Below are 23,704 nucleotides of genomic sequence, written 5' to 3' on the forward strand. Positions count from 1 at the left end.
ACGTCCTTGTTTGATAAAAGCATAAGTGAGCTTCACAGCTTGCTTCATAAGAAAGAATTATCCGTCAGTGAACTTGTTCAAACCTCGTTTGATCGTATTCATACGGTCGACGAAAAGGTAAAAGCATTCATGACGTTAAATGAAGAAGGAGCAATGCAAGCAGCAAAAGCGCTTGATGAAAAGCTCGGTACAGAAGATGCAAGAGGGCTTCTTTTTGGTCTCCCTGTAGGTGTGAAAGATAACATCGTCACAAAAGGCCTTCGTACAACAGCGTCAAGCCAGCTTCTAAGCAACTTTGACCCATTACATAATGCAACGGTGGTTGAACGTTTAAATGCAGCGGAAACAATCACTGTGGGCAAATTGAATATGGACGAGTTCGCGATGGGTTCTTCTAATGAGAACTCTGGCTTCTTTGGCACGCGTAACCCATGGAACACCGATTATGTACCTGGTGGCTCAAGCGGCGGCTCAGCTGCATCTGTTGCTGCTGGAGAAGTTTTCTTCTCACTTGGCTCTGATACAGGTGGCTCAATCCGTCAGCCAGCTGCTTTTTGTGGTGTTGTAGGATTAAAACCTACTTACGGACTCGTTTCTCGATTTGGCTTGATCGCGTTCGCATCATCACTCGATCAAATTGGACCAATCACAAACACCGTAGAAGATAACGCCTATCTTCTTCAATCTATTGCAGGTCACGATAAGATGGATTCAACATCAGCGAACGTTGACGTTCCAGATTACCTTTCTAGCCTAACTGGTGATGTAAAAGGATTACGTATTGCTGTACCGAAAGAATACCTTGCTGAAGGTGTAGATGAAGACGTGAAGAACAGCGTCCTTCAATCACTTAAAAAGCTTGAAGAGCTCGGCGCAACTTGGGAGGAAGTATCTCTACCTCACTCTAAATATGCTGTAGCGACATACTATCTTCTTTCTTCTTCAGAAGCATCAGCTAACCTTGCTCGCTTTGACGGCGTCCGCTATGGCGTTCGTGCTGAAGCTGAGAACCTTCTTGATCTTTATAAGAAAACAAGAAGCGAAGGCTTTGGTGACGAAGTGAAGCGACGTATTATGCTTGGTACATTTGCACTTAGCTCTGGCTATTACGATGCTTATTATAAGAAAGCACAAAAAGTTCGTACGCTCATCAAGAATGACTTTGAAAAAGTATTCGAGGACTACGATGTGATTATCGGACCTACAACGCCGACACCAGCCTTTAAAGTAGGCGAGAAAATTGATAACCCGCTAACGATGTATGCGAATGATATTCTCACAATCCCGGTTAACCTTGCAGGCGTTCCTGCGATTTCCGTACCTTGTGGTTTATCAAATGGCCTACCTGTTGGACTTCAAATAATCGGAAAGCACTTTGATGAGAAGACCGTTTACCGCGTAGCTCATGCATTTGAGCAAGCAACGGATCATCATAAGGCTAAACCAGAGCTGTAAGGGGTGACGACTGAAAATGAATTTTGAAACTATTATTGGTCTGGAAGTTCACTCAGAACTGAAGACAAACACAAAGATTTTCTGTAATTGTTCAACGAATTTCGGTGCGCCGCCTAACACGAACGTTTGCCCGATCTGTCTAGGTCATCCTGGTGTTCTTCCAGTGATGAACGAACAAGCTGTTGATTTTGCGATGCGTGCGGCAATGGCATTGAACTGTGAAATCGCAGAAGATACGAAGTTTGACCGTAAAAACTATTTCTACCCAGATAATCCGAAAGCTTATCAGATCTCACAATATGATAAGCCAATCGGTGAAAACGGATGGATTGATATTGAAGTAAACGGCAAAACAAAGCGTATCGGTATTACGCGTCTTCACCTTGAAGAAGATGCTGGTAAGCTCACGCACGTTGATGGAGAGAACCATTCTCTAGTTGACTTCAACCGTCAGGGTACACCACTTGTTGAGATCGTATCTGAGCCGGATATTCGTACACCTGAAGAAGCGTATGCTTACCTTGAGAAGCTTAAAGCGATTCTTCAATATACGGAAGTGTCTGACTGTAAAATGGAAGAAGGATCTCTTCGTTGCGATGCGAACCTTTCTCTTCGCCCATATGGACAAGAAGAGTTTGGTACAAAAACTGAGCTTAAGAACTTGAACTCATTTGCTAACGTACAAAAAGGTCTTCAATTCGAAGAAGTACGTCAGGAGAAAGAACTTCTAGCAGGAAACGTGATCGGTCAGGAAACGCGTCGTTATGACGAAGCTGGCAAGAAAACAATTCTGATGCGTGTGAAAGAAGGATCTGACGACTACCGTTACTTCCCAGAGCCTGACCTTGTTCGTCTTGCGATTAATAAAGAGTGGATGGACCGCGTGCGCGAAGATATTCCTGAACTTCCAGATGCTCGTCGTGAGCGCTATGTGCAGAAATATGATCTTCCAGAGTACGATGCGATGGTACTCACTCAGTCCAAGAAAATGTCAGATTTCTTCGAAGTAGCGATTGACCAGGGAGCTGATCCTAAACAAGCCTCAAACTGGTTGATGGGTGAAGTATCGGCATACTTAAATGCGAACTATAAAGAAATTGATGAAGTGGCCCTAACTCCGGAAGGATTAGGCAAACTAATTTCTCTAATCGAGAAAGGAACAATTTCTTCTAAGATCGCGAAGAAAGTATTCAAAGATCTTATCGAAAAAGGCGGCGATCCTGAACAGATCGTTAAAGACAAAGGCCTTGTGCAGATTTCTGACGAAGGCGAGCTTCGTTCAATCGTTTCAGGTATTCTTGACGAGAACGAACAATCCATCGAAGACTACAAAAACGGGAAAGACCGCGCACTCGGCTTCCTCGTTGGTCAAGTGATGAAGGCAACCAAAGGAAAAGCAAATCCTCCAATGGTAAACAAACTCATTGTTGAAGAAATGGATAAGCGATAAATTGTGAAACCCTCCCATTGCGGAGGGTTTTTTTATTGTCTATATAGAAGTGCAAGCTTGTATACCTCATCCGCATTTTTTCGGCTTTGCTTTTTTTTAGGGAAAAGCCTATAATCAGAACAGAAGGTTAAGCGGTGGAAAACGGTCACGAGAATGTGGGCGTTTTTTGTTTGCGGCTATCATATAAATAAAAGAAGACATTACTTAAGAGAACGCGTACGATTGTTGTCCAAACCAAATCAAAAAAGTAACCATACATGCAAATCAGAATGAAAGAATTAAGATAGAGAAGATAGGATGATGAAGGATGAAACGTGCAAGACTAATTTATAATCCAACGTCCGGTAGAGAACAAGTGAAGCGCTCGCTGCCATACATTTTAGAACGCCTTGAAGTAAATGGGTACGAGACGTCTGCCCATGCAACCACTTGTGAAGGGGATGCAACGGAAGCAGCGCGCATCGCTGTAGAAAGACGATTTGATCTTGTTATTGCTGCAGGTGGAGACGGAACGATTTATGAAGTAATCAATGGCATCGCTGAGCAGCCGTATCGTCCAAAAATGGGGATTATTCCAGTTGGTACAACGAACGATTTCGCACGAGCGATTGGCGTTCCTCGCACAGTTGAAGGTGCTATGGATGTCCTATGCAACGGCCTTGAAATGCCAATTGATATTGGTCGTGTAAACGAACATTACTTTATCAACATCGCAGGTGGCGGACGCCTGACTGAATTAACGTATGAAGTGCCTAGTAAGCTTAAAACAATGCTTGGCCAGCTAGCTTATTATATGAAAGGCATCGAAATGCTTCCATCCATACGCCCGGCGAGGACTCGGATTGAATATGATGGAAAACTCTTTGAAGATGAAATTATGCTTTTTCTAGTCTCTAACTCAAATTCCATCGGCGGATTTGAAAAGCTAGCCCCTCATGCGTCATTGAATGATGGACTGTTCGATCTCATGATTTTGAAAAAGACGAACATCGCAGAATTCATTCGGATCGCAAGTAGTGCGCTACGTGGTGATCATATTAATGATCCAAATGTTGTCTATAAAAAAGCAAGTCACATCAAAGTAGAATCAGTCGATAAAATGCAGCTCAACCTGGACGGAGAGTACGGCGGCCCACTTCCAGCAGAGTTTACGAACTTATATCGTCACATCACAATGATTGTCCCGAAAGAAACGAGCGAGAAACATACAAACGAAGAAGAAGCCGCGCACAAGCGCGCTATTTCAGGTGAGTAGAAGTGAAGTGTATGGGAGAAGTCAGAGACTGAGAGCTCTGGCTTTTTCTGTTGTAGTGGAGGATCTGGGAGTGGAGGAGGAAATTTGGGTTTGGCCAATAAAAATTGATTTTGGCTAATATATTTCAGATTTGGCCAATATATCGTGAGTTTAGCCAATATAATCCCATTTTGGCCAATAAACCATGAAATCGAGCTTGCCTCACATGCAAAAAGCACCGCGCTGATACATTTCGCGATCCATTCACACTGTGGTACAATTTTTGTACATGAAATTGAACGGAAAAGGACGGAAACCAAATGAGTAATCAAGAAGTACCTGTAAAAAAGAATGACGTTGTTGAAGTAGAGTTCAGAGACCTTTCCCATGACGGAGCAGGCGTTGCGAAAATAGATGGTTACACGCTTTTCGTCCCGTACGGTATCCCTGGCGAAACAGCGAACGTGAAAGTGATCAAAACGAAGAAAGGTTACGGCTTCGGAAAGATTCTTGATGTGAAAGTTGAGAGCGAAGACCGTAACACGCCGCCGTGTCCAATCTTCTATCAGTGTGGAGGCTGCCAAACACAGCACATTACGTACGATAGCCAGTTGAAGTTCAAGCATAAGCAAGTTCAAGATGTGATGGAGCGGATCGCGAAAATCGACGTACCCGTTCATCCTGTGCTTGGCATGGAAGACCCATGGCGCTACCGCAACAAAGCTCAGGTACCAGTTGGCGAACAGAATGGTAAGATCGTCGCTGGCTTCTACCAGCAGCGCAGTCACCAGATTATCGACATGGACCAGTGTCTCATTCAGGAGCAGGAGAACGACGAAGTTCTTCGCGTCGTAAAAGAGATCGCTGAAAAATACGGCATCCGCGCATACGACGAGCGTTCACATCGCGGAACGCTCAGACACGTTGTTGCAAAATACGGAAAGCAAACGGACGATATCATGGTCGTCATCGTTACAAAAAACAAAGACTTACCAAATAGAAAGAACATCATCAAAGACATCACTGAGCAACTTCCGAAAGTGAAATCAATCGTTCAAAACGTAAATCCCAAGCGCACGAACGTGATTTTCGGTGACGAAACCCGCGTCCTGTGGGGCTCACCATACATTTACGATACGATCGGCGACATTAAATTCGCGATTTCAGCACGCTCGTTTTATCAGGTAAACCCGGATCAAACGAAAGTCCTTTACGATCAGGCGCTTGAATACGCTGGACTTACTGGGAATGAAACGGTCATCGACGCTTATTGCGGCATCGGAACGATTTCTCTATTCCTCGCGCAAAAAGCAAAGCAGGTATACGGCGTTGAAATCGTACCAGAAGCGATTGAAGATGCGAAGCGAAATGCCGAGCTAAACGGCATCACAAACGCAGAGTTTGCGGTAGGTGAAGCAGAGAACGTCATTCCAGCCTGGAAAGAGCAGGGCATCAAGCCTGATGTGATCGTCGTTGACCCACCACGTAAAGGGTGTGACGAAGCTCTACTTCAAACAATTATTGATATGAAGCCTGAGAAAGTCGTTTATGTATCATGTAACCCAGCTACGCTCGCTCGTGATCTACGCATCTTAGAAGATGGTGGTTTTAAAACGAAAGAAGTTCAGCCGGTTGATATGTTCCCGCATACGACGCACGTCGAGTGCGTAGCCGTACTGGAGCTATAATAAACTTCACTAAACCCCACCTTAACTCCAGTGTTAAGGTGGGGTTTTAATTAGTTGCAATAAAGAGGTCGATTTATAGGAAGATACGTCTTTATAATTGTAATGACTGTTGAGAATATATTTTGTGCAATCGAATAGAGTGCAATTAAATTGAATCGCATATAGTGGTGTGATATGGTTTAGGCGTGAAGCATTATTGTATTCTTGAAGGAGTGAGGATCTTGACTATTACGTTTACGGACGCTGCAATTGAACATTTAAATACAGAGGATCACGTAGCTTTTCAGCTTAATCCTAGTTTAGGTGGATGTAGTATTGGTGCGGATTGGATCACATTTAAGGCTTTGTCTTCCAAGGAAACACAGACAGGTGAGAAGTTGTTAGAGACTAATTATAAGCCTGTGGTTTTAGGAGTTAAGCACGAATCCTTTTTCAAAGAAGATATGATCATTGACTACTCTAGTAAAAGAAATGCATATACGTTAAAAAGCAAAAGTGAGATTCTCAGTTCTCGTTTGCCATTAGAAAAATAAGTTAGATTTACGAGTGAAAACATCAGGAACTGAAAGATGACCGAAAAAAAGCACCATCTCAAACTCTTCTAAGCGTTTGAGATGGTGCTTTTATGATTTATTATGCGTTAGACGCCATTTTATCCTTACTCATTTTCAGGTCAAAACGATCAGCATTCATGATCTTCACCCATGCTGACACAAAGTCGCGCACGAATTTCTCTTTATTGTCTTCTTGTGCATAGACTTCTGCATAAGCACGGAGGATGGAGTTTGAACCGAAGACGAGGTCAACGCGTGAAGCAGTGCGGATAAGTTCGCCTGTTTTGCGGTCGCGTCCTTCGTATTCATTGAAGTCAGCTGGCTTCCATTCAATTCCCATGTCGAGTAGGTTTACAAAGAAGTCGTTTGTTAGTGTACCAACGCGATCAGTGAACACGCCATGCTTCGTACCCTTGTGGTTTGTCCCAAGTACGCGCATACCACCAATAAGAACGGTCATTTCAGGAGCAGTTAGACCGAGAAGCTGTGACTTGTCGACGAGTAGCTCTTCAGGACTTAACGTGTATTCCTTCTTCTGATAGTTACGGAATCCGTCAGCCATTGGCTCTAATACGTCAAAGCTTTCAACATCTGTTTGCTCTTGCGTTGCATCCCCGCGTCCTGGTGAGAATGGAACAGTAACGTCAACACCAGCATCTTTTGCCGCTTTTTCTACAGCTGCACTACCTCCAAGAACAATCAAGTCAGCAAGGCTAACTTTTTTATCAAGTTTGCTTTGGATTTTCTCATATACGGATAGTACTTTTGATAATTGCTCTGGTTCATTTACATCCCAGTTATTTTGTGGCTCTAAGCGGATACGCGCACCATTAGCACCACCGCGATAATCAGAACCGCGATACGTACTTGCAGAAGCCCAAGCTGTTGTCACAAGCTCGCTGACACTTAATCCGGAGTCGAGGATTTTAGCTTTCAGGTTTTCAACTTCAGCAGCAGTCAATTCGTAATCCACATTCGGGATCGGGTCCTGCCAGATCAAATCTTCCTGTGGTACTTCAGGGCCAAGGTATCTTTCTTTCGGTCCCATGTCACGGTGAAGCAATTTGAACCATGCACGTGCAAATTGATCAGCGAAATATTCGATATCCTCGTGGAAGCGACGTGAAATCTTTTCATAAATTTCATCTTCACGAAGCGCCATATCTGCTGTTGTCATCATAGTATTCACTTTAATTGAAGGATCTTCAGCATCTGGTGCAAGGTGCTCTGGTTTAGGATTCACTGGCTTCCATTGGTGAGCTCCTGCAGGGCTTTTTGTTAATTCCCACTCATAGCCGAATAGTAAGTCGTAGTATCCGTTATCCCATTTTGTTGGATTAGCGGTCCATGCGCCGTCTATACCACTTGTAATTGTGTCGCGACCTTTACCACTTCCGTAAGAGTTCTTCCAACCAAGTCCCTGCTCTTCAATATCAGCAGCTTCCGGTGCGGCTCCAACGTTAGCCTCAGCATCTCCTGCGCCGTGTCCTTTACCAAATGTATGACCACCGGCAATAAGAGCAACCGTTTCTTCATCATTCATTCCCATTCGGGCAAATGTTTCACGAATGTCACGTGCACTTCCTAGTGGATCTGGTTCGCCATTTGGTCCTTCAGGATTCACATAAATAAGCCCCATTTGAACGGCAGCTAGCGGACTTTCGAGCTCGCGGTCGCCTGAATAACGGTTGTCACCAAGCCACTCTTTTTCAGCACCCCAATAAATATCTTCTTCTGGATGCCACACATCTTCGCGTCCGCCAGCAAAACCAAATGTATTCAAGCCCATTGATTCAAGCGCAACGTTCCCCGTGATGACAAGTAAATCAGCCCAAGAAATCTTATTTCCGTACTTTTGCTTGATTGGCCAAAGGAGGCGACGTGCTTTATCAAGGCTCGCGTTATCTGGCCAGCTGTTCAATGGTGCAAAACGCTGCGATCCAGTAGCGCCACCGCCACGTCCGTCACCAGTACGATATGTACCAGCTGCGTGCCATGACATACGGATGAAGAGAGGGCCATAATGTCCATAATCAGCTGGCCACCAGTCCTGGCTGTCTGTCATTAAGTCACGAAGATCCTGCTTCAGTGCATAATAGTCCAGCTTTTTGAATTCTTCAGCATAATCAAAGTCTTCCCCCATTGGGTTGCTTTTGCGGTCGTGCTGTTGAAGAAGTTGCAAGTTTAACTGGTTCGGCCACCAGTCTTTATTTGTAGTCTTCACTTTAGTCGTAGTAATGGCGCTATCTTCCTTTGTTTGGCCGTGAGAGACAGGGCACTTCCCAGCTTGGCTGTCATGCATTTCATTTTTATCCATATTTCAATCTCCTTCCGAATTTAAGAAAATTAATTATAACTCCTATTAGATTATAATTATAATAAATTAATAATCATTTTGGAAGAGTTATGCACTAATTTTCACAAAATAATTTTAATAACTCGTTTTATAAAGCGGTTACAATTAACGGGAAAGAAATAGTCACCCTTGTTTCGGGTTTATTTATCCACTTACTATATATTTTCGATTCCATTACGAGTTTACCTCTTTCAAAAAACAGTTTATGGCATATCATATAATAGAAAAGAGAGGCGGTAATCCCCGCCTCTCTTTTTAGTAACCTATTTTGTTATAAGCTGATCCTTCAAAAGAAACTTTTCAACCACTTTTGCGACACCATCATTCTCGTTCGTATCTGCAATATAGTCAGAAATCTTTTTGATGTCATCAGGGGCATTACCCATTGCAACACCTAGGCCTGCAAATTCAATCATTTCTTGATCATTGTAGCTGTCTCCAACTGCAATGACTTCTTCCCGTTTAACACCGAGCTCGTTAATAAGCTTCTCGATGCTCGTGCCTTTCGTAATCCCTTTATCAGTAAACTCGAGAAAGTAAGGCTTAGAACGCATCACGCTGAATTCTTCACCTAACTCAGCTTGAAGTTTAGTTTCCACTTTCTTCAGGTGCTCCGGTTCACCGACCATCAGAACTTTTACAACTGGTTCTGTGACACGATCGATAAACGAATCGACGACAGTGATTGGTAGACCTGTTAGATCAGACTCAATCGTTGTGTAGGGATTTTTTTCGGCGGTAATAATTTCATCCTCGACGTAAGTGTGAATATAGACGTTCTCTCGAAGACTGATTTCGTAAAGTCGTTGAACAGCTTCGAAAGATAATGTCTGACTGAAGAAATCCTTTTTGGAATGACAGTTAATAATCTTTCCGCCGTTAAAAGAAAGAATATAACTCTCATAGTCTGCGAGCAGGAGCTCCTCAGCATATGGGACCATTCCGAATGTTGGGCGTCCAGATGCAAGCACGACTTTGTTTCCTTCTTGCTGGGCTTGCATAAGAGCTTCTTTGCTTCGAGCAGAAATCATTTGATCAGCATTGAGCAATGTATCGTCTAAATCTAATACAATCATTTTATATGACATATGTGATTTTCATCTCCTTACTAGTTTCCTTTACCATTTTACTAGAAATAATGAGATAGAGGGGGAGGGATTAATAAATGGAAAAAAGTAATTAGTGTATTAGGTAACGAATAGAACGTTAGATCATAATTGAAATAATAGAGGACTAGTTAAATTCATGGGCTGATCATGGTCAATTCCGTGAGCCGTCCCCACACTTTTAGAATACTTATAAGCTAATTAAATAGAAAGATATATCCATTTCGCTAAACTCTTATGCTTTACGCATCATGTTAACGGGTATATGAATAGTGTAGAGCATTGATGTTACAAAACCATTTATAAGAATTGATAACATTGTGCTAATGATCATTTGATAGCTTAATATACTTAGAAAGGGTGTAGTAAAGAATGAAAGTACTTATTGTTGGTGCAAACGGTCAGGTTGGAAAGCATCTTGTTTCATTTATTCAAGATCATAAAGACTTAGAAGCGAAAGTTATGATTCGAAAAGAGGAGCAAGCTTCCTACTTTAAAGATTTAGGTGCTGAAACAGCGGTAGTTGATTTGGAAGAAGACATTAACGCTATAGCAAAAGCTGCTGAAGGCGTAGATGCTGTTGTCTTCACAGCAGGTTCTGGACCAAACACTGGAGCAGACAAAACCGTTCTTGTTGATTTAGACGGTGCTGTAAAAACAATTGAGGCTACAAAACAAGCTGGTGTGAAGCGTTTTATTATGATCAGTTCCTTTGATACATCTCGTGAAGCCATCCAGTCTGCACCTTCTTCCTTTTCACCATACGTGGTAGCCAAACATTATGCAGACAAATGGTTAAGAGCAACTGATTTGGATTATACAATTATCCATCCAGGTTTATTAACAAATGATAATGGAATTGGCAAAGTGAATGCAGCATACGAAGTAGAGAGAAATGAAATTCCTCGAGAAGATGTGGCAAGTGTCATTTTGGCCACTCTTGAAAATGATGCAACCATTGGGAAAGAATTTCAGGTTGTAACTGGAACGAATTCAATTAAGGATGAAATTAGTTCACTGTAATTGAAAGGTTATGCTTGGGACTTAGTACTCGTCTCACGATACTCATAAGTTTGAAGCTTCAGAGGCTTGAATTGAGAAATGTATGAGTCAGTGAATGAAGCGATAGGAATAGATTAAAAGGAGAGCACCTGATATCAGGTGCTCTCCTTTTAAATGGTAGTTACTAACAATTGTATTTTATCAGAAACGAACCAGAATGAATGTCCTTTTTCTAAATATTTCTGAAGGGGATATGAACAGAAGGACAAAAAAACAACCACCAGGAATTCTCCCTGATGGTTGTGATAAAAAAATTAGCAATCTTGCCCTTTAACAAACGCAGCGCCAACGATAATAAGAAGAATGAACAAAACAACGATCAACGCGAAGCCATTCCCGTAACGAGCGCCACCTACCTGGTTTCCACAGCCGCCATATCCAGCGCCGCCTACCTGGTTTCCACATCCGTAACCATAACTCATGAAATCATCTCCTTTCATAGGATCTTCTTTAGTGTATGAAGGAGATATGAATCGTGCTTAGGTGATGGACTAGGTAGAAGAAAGTTAGGTAGATCTTTATAAGACTAATAACAAAATTCTGCTTTACTAAAGCAGAATTTTGTACTTTCTATTTAAAAGAAGCATACCCTTCATCAGCCATTACGACGCTACAATTAGCAACTAAAAGAACGTGATATCGTCATGGTAGAGATCGAAGAAGGAGAGCATGAAAGGGTGTATCTTGCCCTTGTTCGTCATCGAGAAGGACAAGCAACTCGAGTAGGAAAAGAGTTTGTAACTAACATAAAAAAACATTTCTAAAAAAAAGGACTGGTTCATCATTTGAACCAGCCCTTTTCCTTGAATCGCGATATCGCTTCAATTCGATTTGTTACTTCTAATTTATCCAGAATGACAGAAATATAATTACGAACCGTTCCAGGGGTAATGTAAAGTTCACTTGAAATGTCTTTTGTGTTTTTACCATCAGCCATTAACTGAATGACTTGCTTCTCACGTTCTGTTAGCGGATTTTCATTACCGAAAGCTAGATCCACTAACTCAGGCGAGAAAATCCTCTGACCCTCAATGATCTTTCGAATCGAGCTCGCGAGCTCATCACTCGGACTATCCTTCAGAAGATAGCCACTAACGCCGGCTTTACGAGCACGTTCGAAATAACCAGCACGAGCAAAGGTTGTTAGTATAATGATTTTACATGAATGACTGCTTAGCTCTTCAGCTGCATCAAGTCCGCTTTTAAGTGGCATTTCAATGTCCATAATACAAATGTCTGGCTGTAATTCTTTTACTAAAGAAATCGCTTCTTCACCATTCGTCGCCTGACCGACAACTTCCATTCCTTCTTCTAGATCGAGTAAGGAGCCAAGCGCCCCAAGTAGCATACGCTGATCCTCCGCAAGCACGATGCGTATCACACCGATCCCTCCTGTTCTTTTTGTTGAATCACATTTGGTACACGAATATTTAAAGTTGTTCCTGTTGAAGAATTAATATCAAGAGAGCCGTTTACGAATTCTAGTCGCTCCCTCATTCCCTGTAGTCCGTGTCCTTTGAATGAAGTTGTTCCTTCTGGGATGCCATCACCGTTATCTTCGACTTGAATGAGGACATCTGTTGGAGATTGTTCAATCAGAACTCTGCACCATGAAGCGTTACTGTGCTTGACGATATTCGTCACAGCTTCTTTGAGACACATGCTTAAGACATTTTCTACGAGTAACGGTGTATTCTCAAGTTGTTGATTACCTTCAAAATGAAATTCCATCTCTGCGGCCTGTAAAATTTGTTGTACGCGTAAAAGCTCGTCTTCAACTCTGGCTCCACGCATATTCGATACCATTTCACGTACTTCTTTTAGAGCGGTTCTGGCTGTTTGTCGAATATCATGAATTTCATTAATAGCAGCATCAGGCTTAACAGGAATTAGCTTTCTAGCTAAATCACTTTTAAGTCCGATCATCGATAGTTTTTGCCCGAGTGTATCATGTAAATCTCTCGCAATCCGTTCTCTTTCTTCAATCACCATCAGCTGCGAAATTTTCTCATTCGCGTTTTGGAGTTGTTGCTCCAAGCGGTGCTGTTTGTTTCGATAGCGAATGGTAAAAGGAAGCAGAGCCACTCCAAGCACACAGATGAAAATAAATGGGAGCTGTGGTAGTAATGTATCATCGTGAGTGAAGAATATAATGACTGTTGCAGCTATAGTCGTTGTGAGATGAACAATATAGAGTGTTAGAAAACCTGCTTTATTTTCGATGCTACCAATGAAAAACGCTAAAAACAGAGCGAAGTAGACATAACCGAATAAGATCGTCATCACAATACTTATGGCCATTTCAATGCTGACCCATAAATAGACTAATTTACTATTTGATATGAAAGATAATCGATAGGATAAGAAAAATAAAAGAATGACGAAGATGCCGATTGTAATTTCTATAACCGATGAAGATCGGAAAATAAAAAAGAAGGGTAGCAAACAAAAAATAATCCAAACGTAAGAACTGATCCCAGTGTTCTTAGGAATGATATGATACCAGCTTTGCATAGGGATCTCCTTTCGAGGTGCTTTAATTACAGGATATACCATCAGTATTCGCCTGTCACTTATCTACCATTAGTATAATCTCTTTAAAGATATTGAAAAACCCATCCAGGCTGAATGGGTTTTTCAGTAATGTTATTTTTCCTGGAAGCTTGGTCTTTTCGTAGTCATCATCGCAAGCTTTGCAGGATTTTTAAGAAGTGGTTTTACTTCTTTAAATGTAACGAACGTTTTATTCTTTGTATCATATAGACGGAATCGAATGGATTCAAGGCTTGATAATAACGTAATCGTCGTCGCCTTATGCAATGGAGGCGTTGATTCATGCGCCTTTTCAAGATGATAATTTGGCACTCTTGGACTTAAGTGATGCACGTGATGATACCCGATGCTTCCGGATACCCACTGAAGAAGTTTAGGAAGTTTATAGTAAGAACTGCCATCCACGGCTGCTTTTACAAAGTCCCACTCTGTTTCATCTTCATAATAAGAGTCCTCGAATTGGTGCTGAACATAGAACAACCAGATTCCAAGTGAACCAGCAACATAAAGAATTGGAAGTTGAATGATTAGAAACGCTTCCCATCCAATAGCCAGGATCAATAGGGAATAGATCGCAACGATTGATGCGTTGGTAATGTATGTGCTCATACGCTCTTTACGTTTCGCGTCTTTGCGATTAAAACGGTTAGCGATAAGGAAAAGATAGATCGGACCAAGTCCGAACATCACAATCGGGTTACGGTAGAGACGATAAGCGAGTCTACCCCAGAATGTAGCTGCAGCATACTCTTCAACTGTCATCACCCAGATATCACCTGTTCCACGCTTATCTAAGTTTCCACTTGTTGCGTGATGAATATTATGCTCGCGTTTCCATTTTTCAAACGGGAAGAGAGTGATGATCCCAGAGATCGTACCAACTATCCGGTTTGCTTTTTGACTCTTGAAGAAAGAGCCGTGCGTGCAATCGTGAAAAATAATAAAGATTCGAACGACAAATCCTCCTGCGATCATCGCAAGTGGAACGGCTAGCCAGGCGGACACGCTTAAGCTCTGATAAGCCAGAAACCATAGCAATAAGAATGGAAGAAGGGTGTTCAAGAGCTGTCGTACCCCTACGACCGTGTCGGGTTTTGCGAAAGTTGATACACTTTTTTTCAATTCTTTTTGTTTTTGTTTTTGTTCATTCATATGGTTACCCCTTTGTTAGGCATAGTTGAAATAACGTTAAGCCTAATGATAGAGGATTTGGTGTCATGGTGTAAGACACAAACGTCAGGACATAACCATGATAAATGTCATGGGTTTGTTGGGGATAAAAGGAAGATAGAGTATGCTATCATGCAAAAACGCCTGAAAAACCTCTACTTTAGAGGTTTTTCAGGCGTTTAACACTATTCTAAGTTCGCATGCTTTCCATACATCTTATTCGTATCCAACCCTTTCTTATCCATAAAGCGTAAAATTATCGCATCATAGAAAAGTAAAAGAGTCTGTTCAAATAAAGAGCCCATTGGCTGAATCGTTTCATAATCACCTGACTGATCCTTTGGTGAACCTGGTAATGTTACGATGATGTCTGCTAGCTCGCCAATTGTTGAGTCAGGATTAATTGTTACAGCTGCGATCTTTCCGCCGATATTGGCGGCCTTATTAGCAATGGAAACGAGCTGTTTCGTTTCACCAGAACCTGATCCGATGATGACAAGATCACCTTCTTCAAAGTTTGGTGTGACCGTTTCGCCAACAACGTAAGCATCAATTCCCATGTGCATCATGCGCATCGCAAAAGACTTTGCCATAAAGCCAGATCGACCACCGCCAGCAACGAAAACCTTGTTCGCTTCCAGAATTTCGTTAGCGAGCTGTTCCGCTTCTTCGTCAGCAATGAGATCTACTGAACGATTTAGCTCATCAATGATTTCAGCTAAATAGTGAGTAGTCTGCATGATTGATTATCCTTTAATAAGCTCTTGCATTTTTGATGCAACGGCTTTTTTATCGTCTTCACCAGTAATACCGCCACCTACGATGACAAGGTCTGGTTGTACTTTTACAACTTCTTCAAGAGAATCAAGCTTAATGCCACCAGCGATTGCTGTTTTCGAATTCTTTACGACGCCTTTAATTGTTTCAAGGTCTTCGAAAGAATTCTGGCCTTTTGCTTGAAGATCGTATCCAGTGTGGACACAAATATAGTCAACGCCAAGTGCGTCTACTTCTTTCGCACGAGTTGCGAGATCTTTCACTGCCATCATATCAACAAGGATTTCCTTACCTTGTTTCTTCGCTTCTTCAACAGCACCTTTGATTGATTCATCTTCAGCAGCACCAAGAATTGTGATGATATCTGCGTTAGATTCAGATGCTTTCATAACTTCATATCCTGCAGCATCCATAATTTTAAGGTCTGCAAGAACTTCAAGGTTAGGGAATGCTGCTTTCATATCTTTGACAGCACGAAGACCTTCATTGATGACGATCGGCGTACCGATTTCAACGATATCAATATGCTCCTGAACTTCTTTCACTAGTTCAATACCTTCTTCTGTGTTTACCAAATCTAATGCTAGCTGTAATTTCATAATGCTTTCACTCCCAGTCCATATTTTTTCTTTCTCTCTCTTGTCCGACACCAATATAATCGATCTGTTGGTGTAGTAGCAAGTATACTGCTTACAACCTATTAATGTAAGTACGCACATTAAACTTACATAGTGTCAAAAAGTATACTATGAGTTATACTGGGCTTAAACGGAGGTGATGCGTATGTCACGTACCCAGGATAAAACATTTTACTGTGAAAAAGAATTAACGCTTGCGGTTATCGGAGGCAAATGGAAAATGCTTATCTTATGGCATTTAGGTAAGCAGGGAACGAAGCGATTTGGTGAGCTAAAGTCACTAATGCCGGGAATTACACAGCGTATGCTAGTGAACCAGCTACGAGAATTAGAAGACGACCAAATCGTACATCGAGAAGTATACCCTGTTGTCCCTCCGAAAGTAGAGTATTCCCTTACCGAGCAAGGTGAAACATTAATGCCTATACTCGACTCCATGTATGAGTGGGGGAAGAATTACAATCAGAACGTCCTTGGCAAACCGATTGAGACGAAAGAGTCTGTATAGAAATAAACGAAAAGCCGGGGCGCTCCCCGGCTTTTCGTTTATTTTAATATTCGACTAAAAGTGAAAGTTCTTCTTTAATCGTTTCCCATGCAAATGAAGTTGTATCGGTCAGCACAAAGTGTTCTGCTGAAGGAAGCTCGATCAATTTAACAAAATCGCCTTCGCCTTCACCTTCGCGCTGGTAGTAATCACTAATCCCGATCGGAACATTGATATCTAGCGCACCATGAACGAGAATTTGTTGCACACCAAGCGGAAGAAGTTCCACAGGGGAAGCATTTTTGTAGCGCTCTGGATATTCTCTAGGCGAACCACCTAGTAGTTCTGCGGTAGGATTATTTGGTTCAAGAGAGAGAACTTGATCTCTGTACTCATGAACACCATGCATCATTTCAAGATCGTTCACACCTGCAAGGCTAACCACTCCGTGAATAGGAAGAGGGGTGTCCGTAATGAATAACTCACTATTCTTATCTATACGGTGACGCGCAGCAATCCATGTAGCAAGATGGCCCCCAGCTGAATGTCCAATCGTAACCACTTTGTTTAGATCGAGCGGAAAGGATTCTGCAAGTGTCCTTATGTAGTCAGTTGCTTTTGCAGCATCTGTAAGTGTTCCAGGATAACCTCCACCTTCTTGTCCCGTTCGACGGTATTCAATATTCCACGTGGCAAATCCACTCGCTGTTAAATCTTCCGCTACTTTTCTCATGATCTCGAGTGTGAACGGTTTTCTCCAAAAGCCGCCGTGAATAACGATTGCCACAGGGAAAGGTCCTTCTCCTTCTGGAAGTCGTAGTTCGCCAAATTGATTTTCGTTATCTCCGTAGAAAAATTTCTCCATGTTACTTACCACCTCTCTGATTGGATTAGAGTCCTCTTCATTATCGCATATCTCCTGACACTTTCATTACGTTAGGAATTGAAAAAACCAATCGTTAATCGATTGGCTTTACTTCATAAAAAGGATAATGATGCCTATTGTCCGGACTTTATTCCTTTTGCAACGCTATAGAAATTATTTACAATCATAAATGATCCTGTATTGCCCCCACCGGATCCACTAACCGTATTACTTACGGAGATTGGGGAGATCGTGTGTGCACATTGGACTACCGTTCCGCTATTGTTTGTAATGATCACTTGTCCTCTAATAAAACAACCCATTTATTTCACTCCTCAAAAGCCATCTTCTGATAGCAGTATATGGACAAACTGATTGAATGGTGTGGACATGTCTTTAAAATTAGCGTCTAAATTTAGTTAAGCAAAAAAATAGAAGTCAGTTTCCTGACTCCTAAAATAAATGGTTAACTTATGAAAATCGCTTGCGCAAAAGTGATGCCCCCGGTGATGAGTAAAAAGACGAAGCTATATTTGAGAGTGAAACGGAAGAGATCTCCTTCTCGTCCTACTAGGCCAACCGCACCTGTTGCAACAGCGATAGACTGAGGAGATAGCATTTTTGCCATCACGCCACCTGCAGTATTCGCAGCAACGAGAACCATTGGAAGAACAGCAATTTGTTGAGCAGTAATTTGTTGCAAGTTCCCGAATAAAGCATTGTTAGACGTAACAGAACCAGTTAAGAATACGCCAAGCCATCCTAGGAGTGGAGAAAGGAATGGGAAGACACCTCCGCTTGCAGCAAGAGCTAGACCTAATGTAGAGCTCATGCCACTATAATTTGCAATGAAGGCAAATCCTAGCACCATCATAATTGTAAGTACGGGCTTTTGAAGTTCTTTTATTGTTTCAACAAAAGCTTCTAGCGCTGCTTTAGGACTCATTCTAAGAATGAAAATAGATAGGACCGCAGCGATGAAGATGGCTGTTCCTGTTGCTGAAAGAAGATCAAGTTTCAACATCGCCCCATATGGTGTAGGTTCACTTACAATTGGTGCTGTTTTAATGACGAGATTATGGAGTCCAGGTACAGGAATTTGAAGAATTGTTGCTTCAAGTAATCCGCCTTCTACAAATAAATTTTTGAAAGGTTTTAAACTCCAGATTGTTACCATTCCTGTTAACGCAATAAATGGAGACCATGCTTTTAAAATTCTACCTGCGGTTAGTTGAGCATCAGGGTCAAGAGAAACAGCCAGTTGTGCCTCCACTTCAGGGTTAATTCCCTGAGTTTGTTGCATTTTTGGATGCCATATTTTCACGAATACAGCTACGGCTACTAAACTAACGATGGAAGACGTAATGTTAGGGAGTTCAGGTCCAATAAATGTGACTGTCGCCCATTGCGTAATGGCATATGTGCTACCGGCAACGAGAGCTGGTGGCCATACTTCTTTCAAGCCTTTCATACCATCCATAATGACGACGAGTAGGAATGGAATTGTGAAAGAGATAAAGGGAAGAGACGTGCCGAGAAATTGCCCAATTTCCATTGGGGCGAGTCCACTTACTTGACCAGCAACAATGACTGGGATGCCCATTGCGCCAAAAGCACCGCTAGCTGTATTAGCGATTAAACATAGTCCAGCTGCTTTAAGTGGTTCGAATCCAAGTCCGACAAGTAGGGCGGCTGTAATGGCAATCGGTGCGCCAAAACCAGCTGCGCCTTCAAGAAACGCATTGAATGAAAAGGCGACGAGTAACATTTGAATTCGTTTGTCGTCCGTAATGGATACAATGGAACTTCTGATAATATCAAATTGCCCACTTTTTACAGAAAGTTTATAAAGGTAGACAGCTCCAATTACGATGTAAGAAATTGGCCATAAGCCAAATGCAAAACCGTAACCAGTTGTCGCTGCAACCATCGTAATAGGCATATCATAGAAGAGAATCGCAATCACTATAGCGAGCATCACTGTAACAGTAGCAGCGATATGCCCTTTCATTCGAAATGCTGTAAGAGCAAGAAAGAAAAAGAAAATCGGAATAAGAGCAATAAAAGCGGATAGCCAGATGTTATTAAATGGGTCATATACTTGTGTCCATGTTTCCATGGGGATCACCTCTTATGTGTTATAGTAGGGTTTCATTTAACCGTCTCAAAACAGGGTTTCATTGCTTCGCGTAACGTCCTTGCAGAATGATGCAGTTGTTTCATCTCGGTCTCTGTGAGATCAAGCTCTACAATTTCTCGAATACCGTTTCTGTCGATAATGGCAGGTGCGCCAATATAGATGTCATTAAGACCATATTCACCTTGCATCAATGTTGAAATCGTTAGGATAGAGCTTTCGTTTCTTAGAATCGCTTTGGTCAGACGTACAAGTCCCATTGCAATACCGTAATAAGTTGCGCCTTTCCGATGAATAATGTGGTAAGCTGCGTCGCGGACGTTCGTGAAAATCTCGTCAAGTACTGGCAACTCTTCTTCTGATAGCATTTTCGTTACTGGGCGGCTACTAATGGTAGCGTGGCTCCATACTGGAAGCTCCGTATCGCCATGCTCGCCGAGGATATAAGCATGTACATTTCTAGAATCGACCTTGAAATGATCGCCGATTAAGTAACGAAGTCTTGCGGTATCAAGAATCGTACCAGAACCAATAACGCGTTCCATCGGTAGACCAGAGAATTTCCATGTAGCATAAGAGAGGATATCTACTGGATTCGTTGCAACGATGAATAGTCCGTCAAAACCACTCTCCATAACGGCAGTAACAATTCCCCTGAAGATGTTTACATTCTTTTCAACAAGATCAAGTCTCGTTTCCCCAGGTTTCTGATTTGCGCCGGCTGTAATTACGACAATGTCAGCATCTCGACAGTCTTCATAATCCCCTGCCCAAATTCTCATAGCTGATCCAAACGGCATCCCGTGATTTAAATCTCTTGCTTCTCCTTCAGCTTTTTCTTTATTTAAGTCAATGAGCACCATTTCATTTACTACTTCTTGATTTAATAAGGCGAAAGCATAGCTTGTCCCAACAAATCCAGTTCCAATGACAGCAACTCTAGTTGTATATCGTTCGTTTTTCATATTAATTCCACCAATCTATTGTATGTGATGTCTTTCACATACATAATATAACGTGGATTTAATTGCTCATATGTGACAAAGATCACATGAAAAGGTTTACATGAAAAATTAATTTTATAAGGTAAAATAAATATGATTACATGAGAAGTCTATGTAAAAAAACGCTCAAAATCTGAGCGTTTTGCTTTTTACCAGAAAAAGAAAGGTGACCAGCTATAAGCGGCGATGGAGGCAAGACCGACTGCAATGAGAGCCGCTCCGAAAAAGAAGTAGCTTCCAAAGCCTGGACCATCGTTTTGGCCATCCATTGGTCGAAGATAGACATTGTCGCGGTCACAATGATCGATGTAACCGTAATGCGTTTTGCCATCATGACAGCGAATGGCTATACACCTACCAGCGTTTTTAGTGAATTCGTCGTGATAAGACATGTTATTCCTCTTTTCTTGTTAAATGTAAGAGTCGGGAAACTCTTAGATCGTGCATTATTACTTTATGAAATTCAGATAGATGGGGTTTGGACAGGAATGGAGCTGAAACAAAATAACGGCTCTTTTGTAAAAGGAATAAAGTAGCTATGATAAGGATAGAAAGAAGGAGGGATGAAATGGACGGTATTAAACAAATTGGGTCTTTCTATCAAGTCGATCATAAGGGGTACCTTGTAAATGATACGTCCTGGGAGAAAATCAATAGAAACTATCGAAACGCGATCGATCGTGCTGTGGAGATTTTAACTATAGCTATGCCTTTAAGCAGTATTTATTTAAGAGGATCAGTGCCAAAGGGGAAAGGAATAGAAGGTGTGTCTGATCTGGATCTCATTGTTTTAACAGAGAACGGGAATGAGCAAGTAGCTGAATTATTGAATCAACAATTAGTTGATGAATTTCCATGGTTAAATGGGTGTGAGATAAGTTTCTATTCAGCTAAAGAGTTAGAGGGGTTAACTTCCTTTTCAATCATTCCATTCATGCTGAAAACGTCCAGTCTCTGTGTTTATGGAAAAGATGTGGCAAAAGCTATTCCTAGGTTCAAGCCACATAGAGCTCTTGCAAATGATCATCTGATTCAGCTAGAAAACCACATCGTTCAGGCAAAAAGCGATCTTGTTGGAAATGAAGATATTGAAGATATAGCGGATTGCTGCGGATGGATTATGAAAATCATTGTCCGGAGCGGTCTCGCGCTTGTGATGGAGAAAGATCCAATGTATACAAGAGACCTTTATCCAGCTTATAAGCTGTTTAGTAATTTTTATCCACATAAAGAGTCTTATATGAAACAAGCCTTAACATACGCTGTATTTCCTACATCCTCAAGAGAAGAGATTACTCATTTTTTGGATCAGTATGGGAAATGGCTTATTCAAGAAGCGAATGATTGGCTAAATGAGTATAACCCTGAAAGAGTTCGGCATCTTTCGATTGAGTAGTAAAAAGGGAGCGAGATCATGGATTCGATCTCGCTCCCTTTTTAAAATTTCATAAATAGGTGATTAGCGCAATTCCGCAAAGAAACAAAACGCTAAGAATCACTTTTCCAAAGAGAGGGAGCTGTTCTTTTCCCTTCTCATTAATACGTTCTTCTTCCTCTTCAAGAGTCGTTTTATCTTTCGATTGGCAGCAGCCCATATCATCACACCTTTTCGGTTTAATACGCTATCCGTCAAAGGGGATTCTCTGTTCAATGTATCCCTTTAAGCAACGCTATCCTTATCCCAACCGGAAATGTCGATTTCTAGTGGAATGTTGGCAGCGCGTTGCTTACGAGCAGAGTAGAAGAAAGCTACAATAACGCCGATCGTAATGATGGTTGCGCCGATGTAGGCGACATTCATTGGTAAGCGAAAGCCGATTGGTGCATTAAGAATGTAAGTTGTCGTTGCCATTGTGATAAAAATTGCTGGGATCATGGCAATCCAGTAGTTTTTCTTCGCAATAAACAAGTACATCGCGCCAACCCATAAGGCAATCATCGCTGTAGACTGGTTAGCCCATGAGAAGTATCTCCACAGAAGGGTAAAATCAATTTTCGTAAGCCCAAATGCGACAACGAAAAGCGGTAGTGCGATCCAGAGGCGATTTGTTACTTTACGCTGAGAGTAATTAAAGTAATCTGCAATAATCATACGAGCACTTCTGAAGGCTGTATCGCCGGACGTGATTGGAAGGACGATGACACCAAGAATGGCAAGCGTTCCACCGATCGCACCTAGCATGAGAGTAGAAGCTTCACTTACAATCGCAGCGGGACCACCATTTGCAAGCAGTTCATTTAACCCAACCGGTCCATTGAATAAGCTCATAGCAGCAGCAGCCCAAATCATTGCAATGACACCTTCTGCAATCATCATTCCGTAGAAAATGTTGCGACCTTGTTTTTCATTTTGCGTTGTACGCGAAATGATTGGCGTTTGTGTAGCGTGAAATCCAGAAAGTGCGCCGCAAGAGATTGTTAAGAATAACAACGGAAAGACTGGTGCGTTGTCAGGGTGGAAATTACTTAGCGTGATTTCAGGAATCGGTGCGCCAGTGAACACAAGTCCAGCACCAACGCCGAGTGCGCTAATAAGAAGAAGCGCACCAAAAATCGGATAAAAGCGTCCAATGATTTTATCAATCGGTAGCAATGTAGCTAGGATATAGTAAACAAAAATCGCTCCTAGAATAAGACCCATTGTTGCCCAGCCGTTCATTAAGTTGTTCAATAGTCCAGCTGGTGCTGTGACAAACACCGTTCCTGTTAGGAGGAGAAGTAGCACAGCGAAAGCATTCACAACGTGCTTCATCACTTTTCCAAGAAACTTTCCTGCAAGTTCAGGTAAGTGAGCGCCCCTGTTACGAATGGAGATCATTCCTGTAAGGTAATCGTGAACAGCTCCTGCGAAAATACAGCCAAATACGATCCAGAGAAAAGCGACTGGCCCGTAGAGTGCACCAAGAATCGGGCCGAAGATTGGACCAACTCCTGCAATGTTCAATAATTGAATCAAGGAGTTCTTCTTCGTGTTCATTGGAAGGTAATCGACGCCATCCTGATGCGTATAGGCGGGGGTTTGACGTGCTTCCTTAATGCCAAAAATTTTCTCAACAAATTTTCCGTAAGTAAAATAACCAATTATAAGAAGTGCAATTCCTGCTAGAAATGTATACATGAAACCATCCCTTTCCGTACAATGTATGCGTTTACATAAAGTATAAGAGA

The 23,704-nt window shown here is 41.9% G+C and carries 22 protein-coding genes and 1 pseudogene; 8 read left to right on the top strand and 15 right to left on the bottom strand.

Annotated features, from left to right (window positions below):
* Window positions 1–6 precede the first annotated feature (6 nt).
* From gatA to AC0VYJ_RS02015, 5 genes are all read left to right on the top strand, one after another.
* A complete protein-coding gene (gene gatA / locus AC0VYJ_RS01995) occupies window positions 7–1,455 on the top strand; it encodes an Asp-tRNA(Asn)/Glu-tRNA(Gln) amidotransferase subunit GatA (protein ID WP_194222422.1) in 1,449 nt (482 codons plus the stop codon).
* A 16-nt stretch (window positions 1,456–1,471) separates the two neighbouring features.
* Window positions 1,472–2,905 carry an Asp-tRNA(Asn)/Glu-tRNA(Gln) amidotransferase subunit GatB gene (gatB, locus tag AC0VYJ_RS02000; RefSeq protein WP_194222421.1) on the top strand — a complete coding sequence of 478 codons (1,434 nt, stop codon included), beginning with the start codon at window positions 1,472–1,474 and terminating at the stop codon, window positions 2,903–2,905.
* 307 nt (window positions 2,906–3,212) lie between these two features.
* Window positions 3,213–4,160 (top strand): diacylglycerol kinase, encoded by a 948-nt coding sequence (locus tag AC0VYJ_RS02005; RefSeq protein WP_194222420.1) that lies wholly within the window; start codon window positions 3,213–3,215, stop codon window positions 4,158–4,160.
* A gap of 299 nt (window positions 4,161–4,459) precedes the next feature.
* A complete protein-coding gene (gene rlmD, locus AC0VYJ_RS02010) occupies window positions 4,460–5,827 on the top strand; it encodes a 23S rRNA (uracil(1939)-C(5))-methyltransferase RlmD (protein WP_475366391.1) in 1,368 nt (455 codons plus the stop codon).
* A gap of 221 nt (window positions 5,828–6,048) precedes the next feature.
* Window positions 6,049–6,360: an iron-sulfur cluster biosynthesis family protein gene (locus tag AC0VYJ_RS02015; RefSeq protein ID WP_475366392.1), complete on the top strand. Its 312-nt coding sequence runs from the start codon at window positions 6,049–6,051 to the stop codon at window positions 6,358–6,360.
* Between the two features lie 100 nt (window positions 6,361–6,460).
* Here the strand turns inward: AC0VYJ_RS02015 and katG are convergent, their stop codons facing one another.
* Window positions 6,461–8,698: a catalase/peroxidase HPI gene (gene katG, locus AC0VYJ_RS02020; RefSeq protein WP_475366393.1), complete on the bottom strand. Its 2,238-nt coding sequence runs from the start codon at window positions 8,696–8,698 to the stop codon at window positions 6,461–6,463.
* A 302-nt stretch (window positions 8,699–9,000) separates the two neighbouring features.
* A complete protein-coding gene (locus tag AC0VYJ_RS02025; protein WP_475366394.1) occupies window positions 9,001–9,825 on the bottom strand; it encodes a Cof-type HAD-IIB family hydrolase in 825 nt (274 codons plus the stop codon).
* Window positions 9,826–10,215: 390 nt separating this feature from the next.
* Between AC0VYJ_RS02025 and AC0VYJ_RS02030 the strand changes: the two genes are divergently transcribed.
* On the top strand, window positions 10,216–10,866 hold the full coding sequence (locus AC0VYJ_RS02030) for an SDR family oxidoreductase (protein ID WP_430247013.1): 651 nt from the start codon (window positions 10,216–10,218) through the stop codon (window positions 10,864–10,866).
* A 293-nt stretch (window positions 10,867–11,159) separates the two neighbouring features.
* On the opposite strand, the pseudogene AC0VYJ_RS02035 reads toward AC0VYJ_RS02030, so the two are convergent.
* The 6 genes and pseudogenes from AC0VYJ_RS02035 to hxlA all read right to left on the bottom strand — a co-directional run.
* Window positions 11,160–11,246, bottom strand: a pseudogene (locus tag AC0VYJ_RS02035) (YjcZ family sporulation protein); the annotation flags it as partial.
* 440 nt (window positions 11,247–11,686) lie between these two features.
* Window positions 11,687–12,286 (bottom strand): response regulator transcription factor, encoded by a 600-nt coding sequence (locus AC0VYJ_RS02040; protein ID WP_194222401.1) that lies wholly within the window; start codon window positions 12,284–12,286, stop codon window positions 11,687–11,689.
* Window positions 12,283–13,419 (bottom strand): sensor histidine kinase, encoded by a 1,137-nt coding sequence (locus AC0VYJ_RS02045; RefSeq protein WP_303533718.1) that lies wholly within the window; start codon window positions 13,417–13,419, stop codon window positions 12,283–12,285. The genes AC0VYJ_RS02040 and AC0VYJ_RS02045 overlap by 4 nt, the downstream gene beginning before the upstream one ends.
* Window positions 13,420–13,551: 132 nt before the next feature.
* A complete protein-coding gene (gene desA / locus AC0VYJ_RS02050) occupies window positions 13,552–14,610 on the bottom strand; it encodes a Delta(5) desaturase DesA (protein ID WP_194222399.1) in 1,059 nt (352 codons plus the stop codon).
* Window positions 14,611–14,813: 203 nt separating this feature from the next.
* Entirely contained in the window at window positions 14,814–15,368 is a 555-nt protein-coding gene (gene hxlB, locus AC0VYJ_RS02055; RefSeq protein WP_475366395.1) for a 6-phospho-3-hexuloisomerase, read from the bottom strand.
* A gap of 6 nt (window positions 15,369–15,374) precedes the next feature.
* Window positions 15,375–16,004, bottom strand: a complete 630-nt coding sequence (hxlA, locus tag AC0VYJ_RS02060) for a 3-hexulose-6-phosphate synthase (RefSeq protein WP_430247007.1) — start codon at window positions 16,002–16,004, stop codon at window positions 15,375–15,377.
* A gap of 184 nt (window positions 16,005–16,188) precedes the next feature.
* On the opposite strand from hxlA, the gene AC0VYJ_RS02065 reads away from it, so the two are divergent.
* The gene (locus AC0VYJ_RS02065) at window positions 16,189–16,551 is read left to right on the top strand and encodes a winged helix-turn-helix transcriptional regulator (protein ID WP_098446173.1); all 363 of its coding nucleotides are present in this window, start codon (window positions 16,189–16,191) and stop codon (window positions 16,549–16,551) included.
* Window positions 16,552–16,594: 43 nt separating this feature from the next.
* Here AC0VYJ_RS02065 and AC0VYJ_RS02070 read toward each other — a convergent pair whose 3' ends face one another.
* From AC0VYJ_RS02070 to AC0VYJ_RS02090, 5 genes are all read right to left on the bottom strand, one after another.
* Window positions 16,595–17,395 carry an alpha/beta hydrolase family protein gene (locus AC0VYJ_RS02070; RefSeq protein WP_475366396.1) on the bottom strand — a complete coding sequence of 267 codons (801 nt, stop codon included), beginning with the start codon at window positions 17,393–17,395 and terminating at the stop codon, window positions 16,595–16,597.
* Window positions 17,396–17,529: 134 nt separating this feature from the next.
* A complete protein-coding gene (locus AC0VYJ_RS02075; protein ID WP_475366397.1) occupies window positions 17,530–17,718 on the bottom strand; it encodes a spore germination protein in 189 nt (62 codons plus the stop codon).
* A 143-nt stretch (window positions 17,719–17,861) separates the two neighbouring features.
* Window positions 17,862–19,514 (bottom strand): lactate permease LctP family transporter, encoded by a 1,653-nt coding sequence (locus AC0VYJ_RS02080; protein WP_475366398.1) that lies wholly within the window; start codon window positions 19,512–19,514, stop codon window positions 17,862–17,864.
* A 32-nt stretch (window positions 19,515–19,546) separates the two neighbouring features.
* Complete coding sequence (locus tag AC0VYJ_RS02085) at window positions 19,547–20,497, bottom strand: L-lactate dehydrogenase (protein ID WP_475366399.1); 951 nt, start codon at window positions 20,495–20,497, stop codon at window positions 19,547–19,549.
* 188 nt (window positions 20,498–20,685) lie between these two features.
* Window positions 20,686–20,928, bottom strand: a complete 243-nt coding sequence (locus AC0VYJ_RS02090) for a hypothetical protein (RefSeq protein WP_475366400.1) — start codon at window positions 20,926–20,928, stop codon at window positions 20,686–20,688.
* Window positions 20,929–21,104: 176 nt separating this feature from the next.
* On the opposite strand from AC0VYJ_RS02090, the gene AC0VYJ_RS02095 reads away from it, so the two are divergent.
* Complete coding sequence (locus AC0VYJ_RS02095; protein WP_475366401.1) at window positions 21,105–21,932, top strand: nucleotidyltransferase; 828 nt, start codon at window positions 21,105–21,107, stop codon at window positions 21,930–21,932.
* A 49-nt stretch (window positions 21,933–21,981) separates the two neighbouring features.
* Here the strand turns inward: AC0VYJ_RS02095 and AC0VYJ_RS02100 are convergent, their stop codons facing one another.
* Both AC0VYJ_RS02100 and AC0VYJ_RS02105 read right to left on the bottom strand, forming a co-directional pair.
* Window positions 21,982–22,131 (bottom strand): hypothetical protein, encoded by a 150-nt coding sequence (locus AC0VYJ_RS02100; protein WP_283153130.1) that lies wholly within the window; start codon window positions 22,129–22,131, stop codon window positions 21,982–21,984.
* A gap of 65 nt (window positions 22,132–22,196) precedes the next feature.
* The gene (locus AC0VYJ_RS02105) at window positions 22,197–23,654 is read right to left on the bottom strand and encodes a carbon starvation CstA family protein (RefSeq protein ID WP_194222389.1); all 1,458 of its coding nucleotides are present in this window, start codon (window positions 23,652–23,654) and stop codon (window positions 22,197–22,199) included.
* Between the last annotated feature and the right edge of the window lie 50 nt (window positions 23,655–23,704).

The organism is Anaerobacillus sp. 63XJN7_5_ISO-PGPR-S23-430 (genome assembly GCF_056173695.1).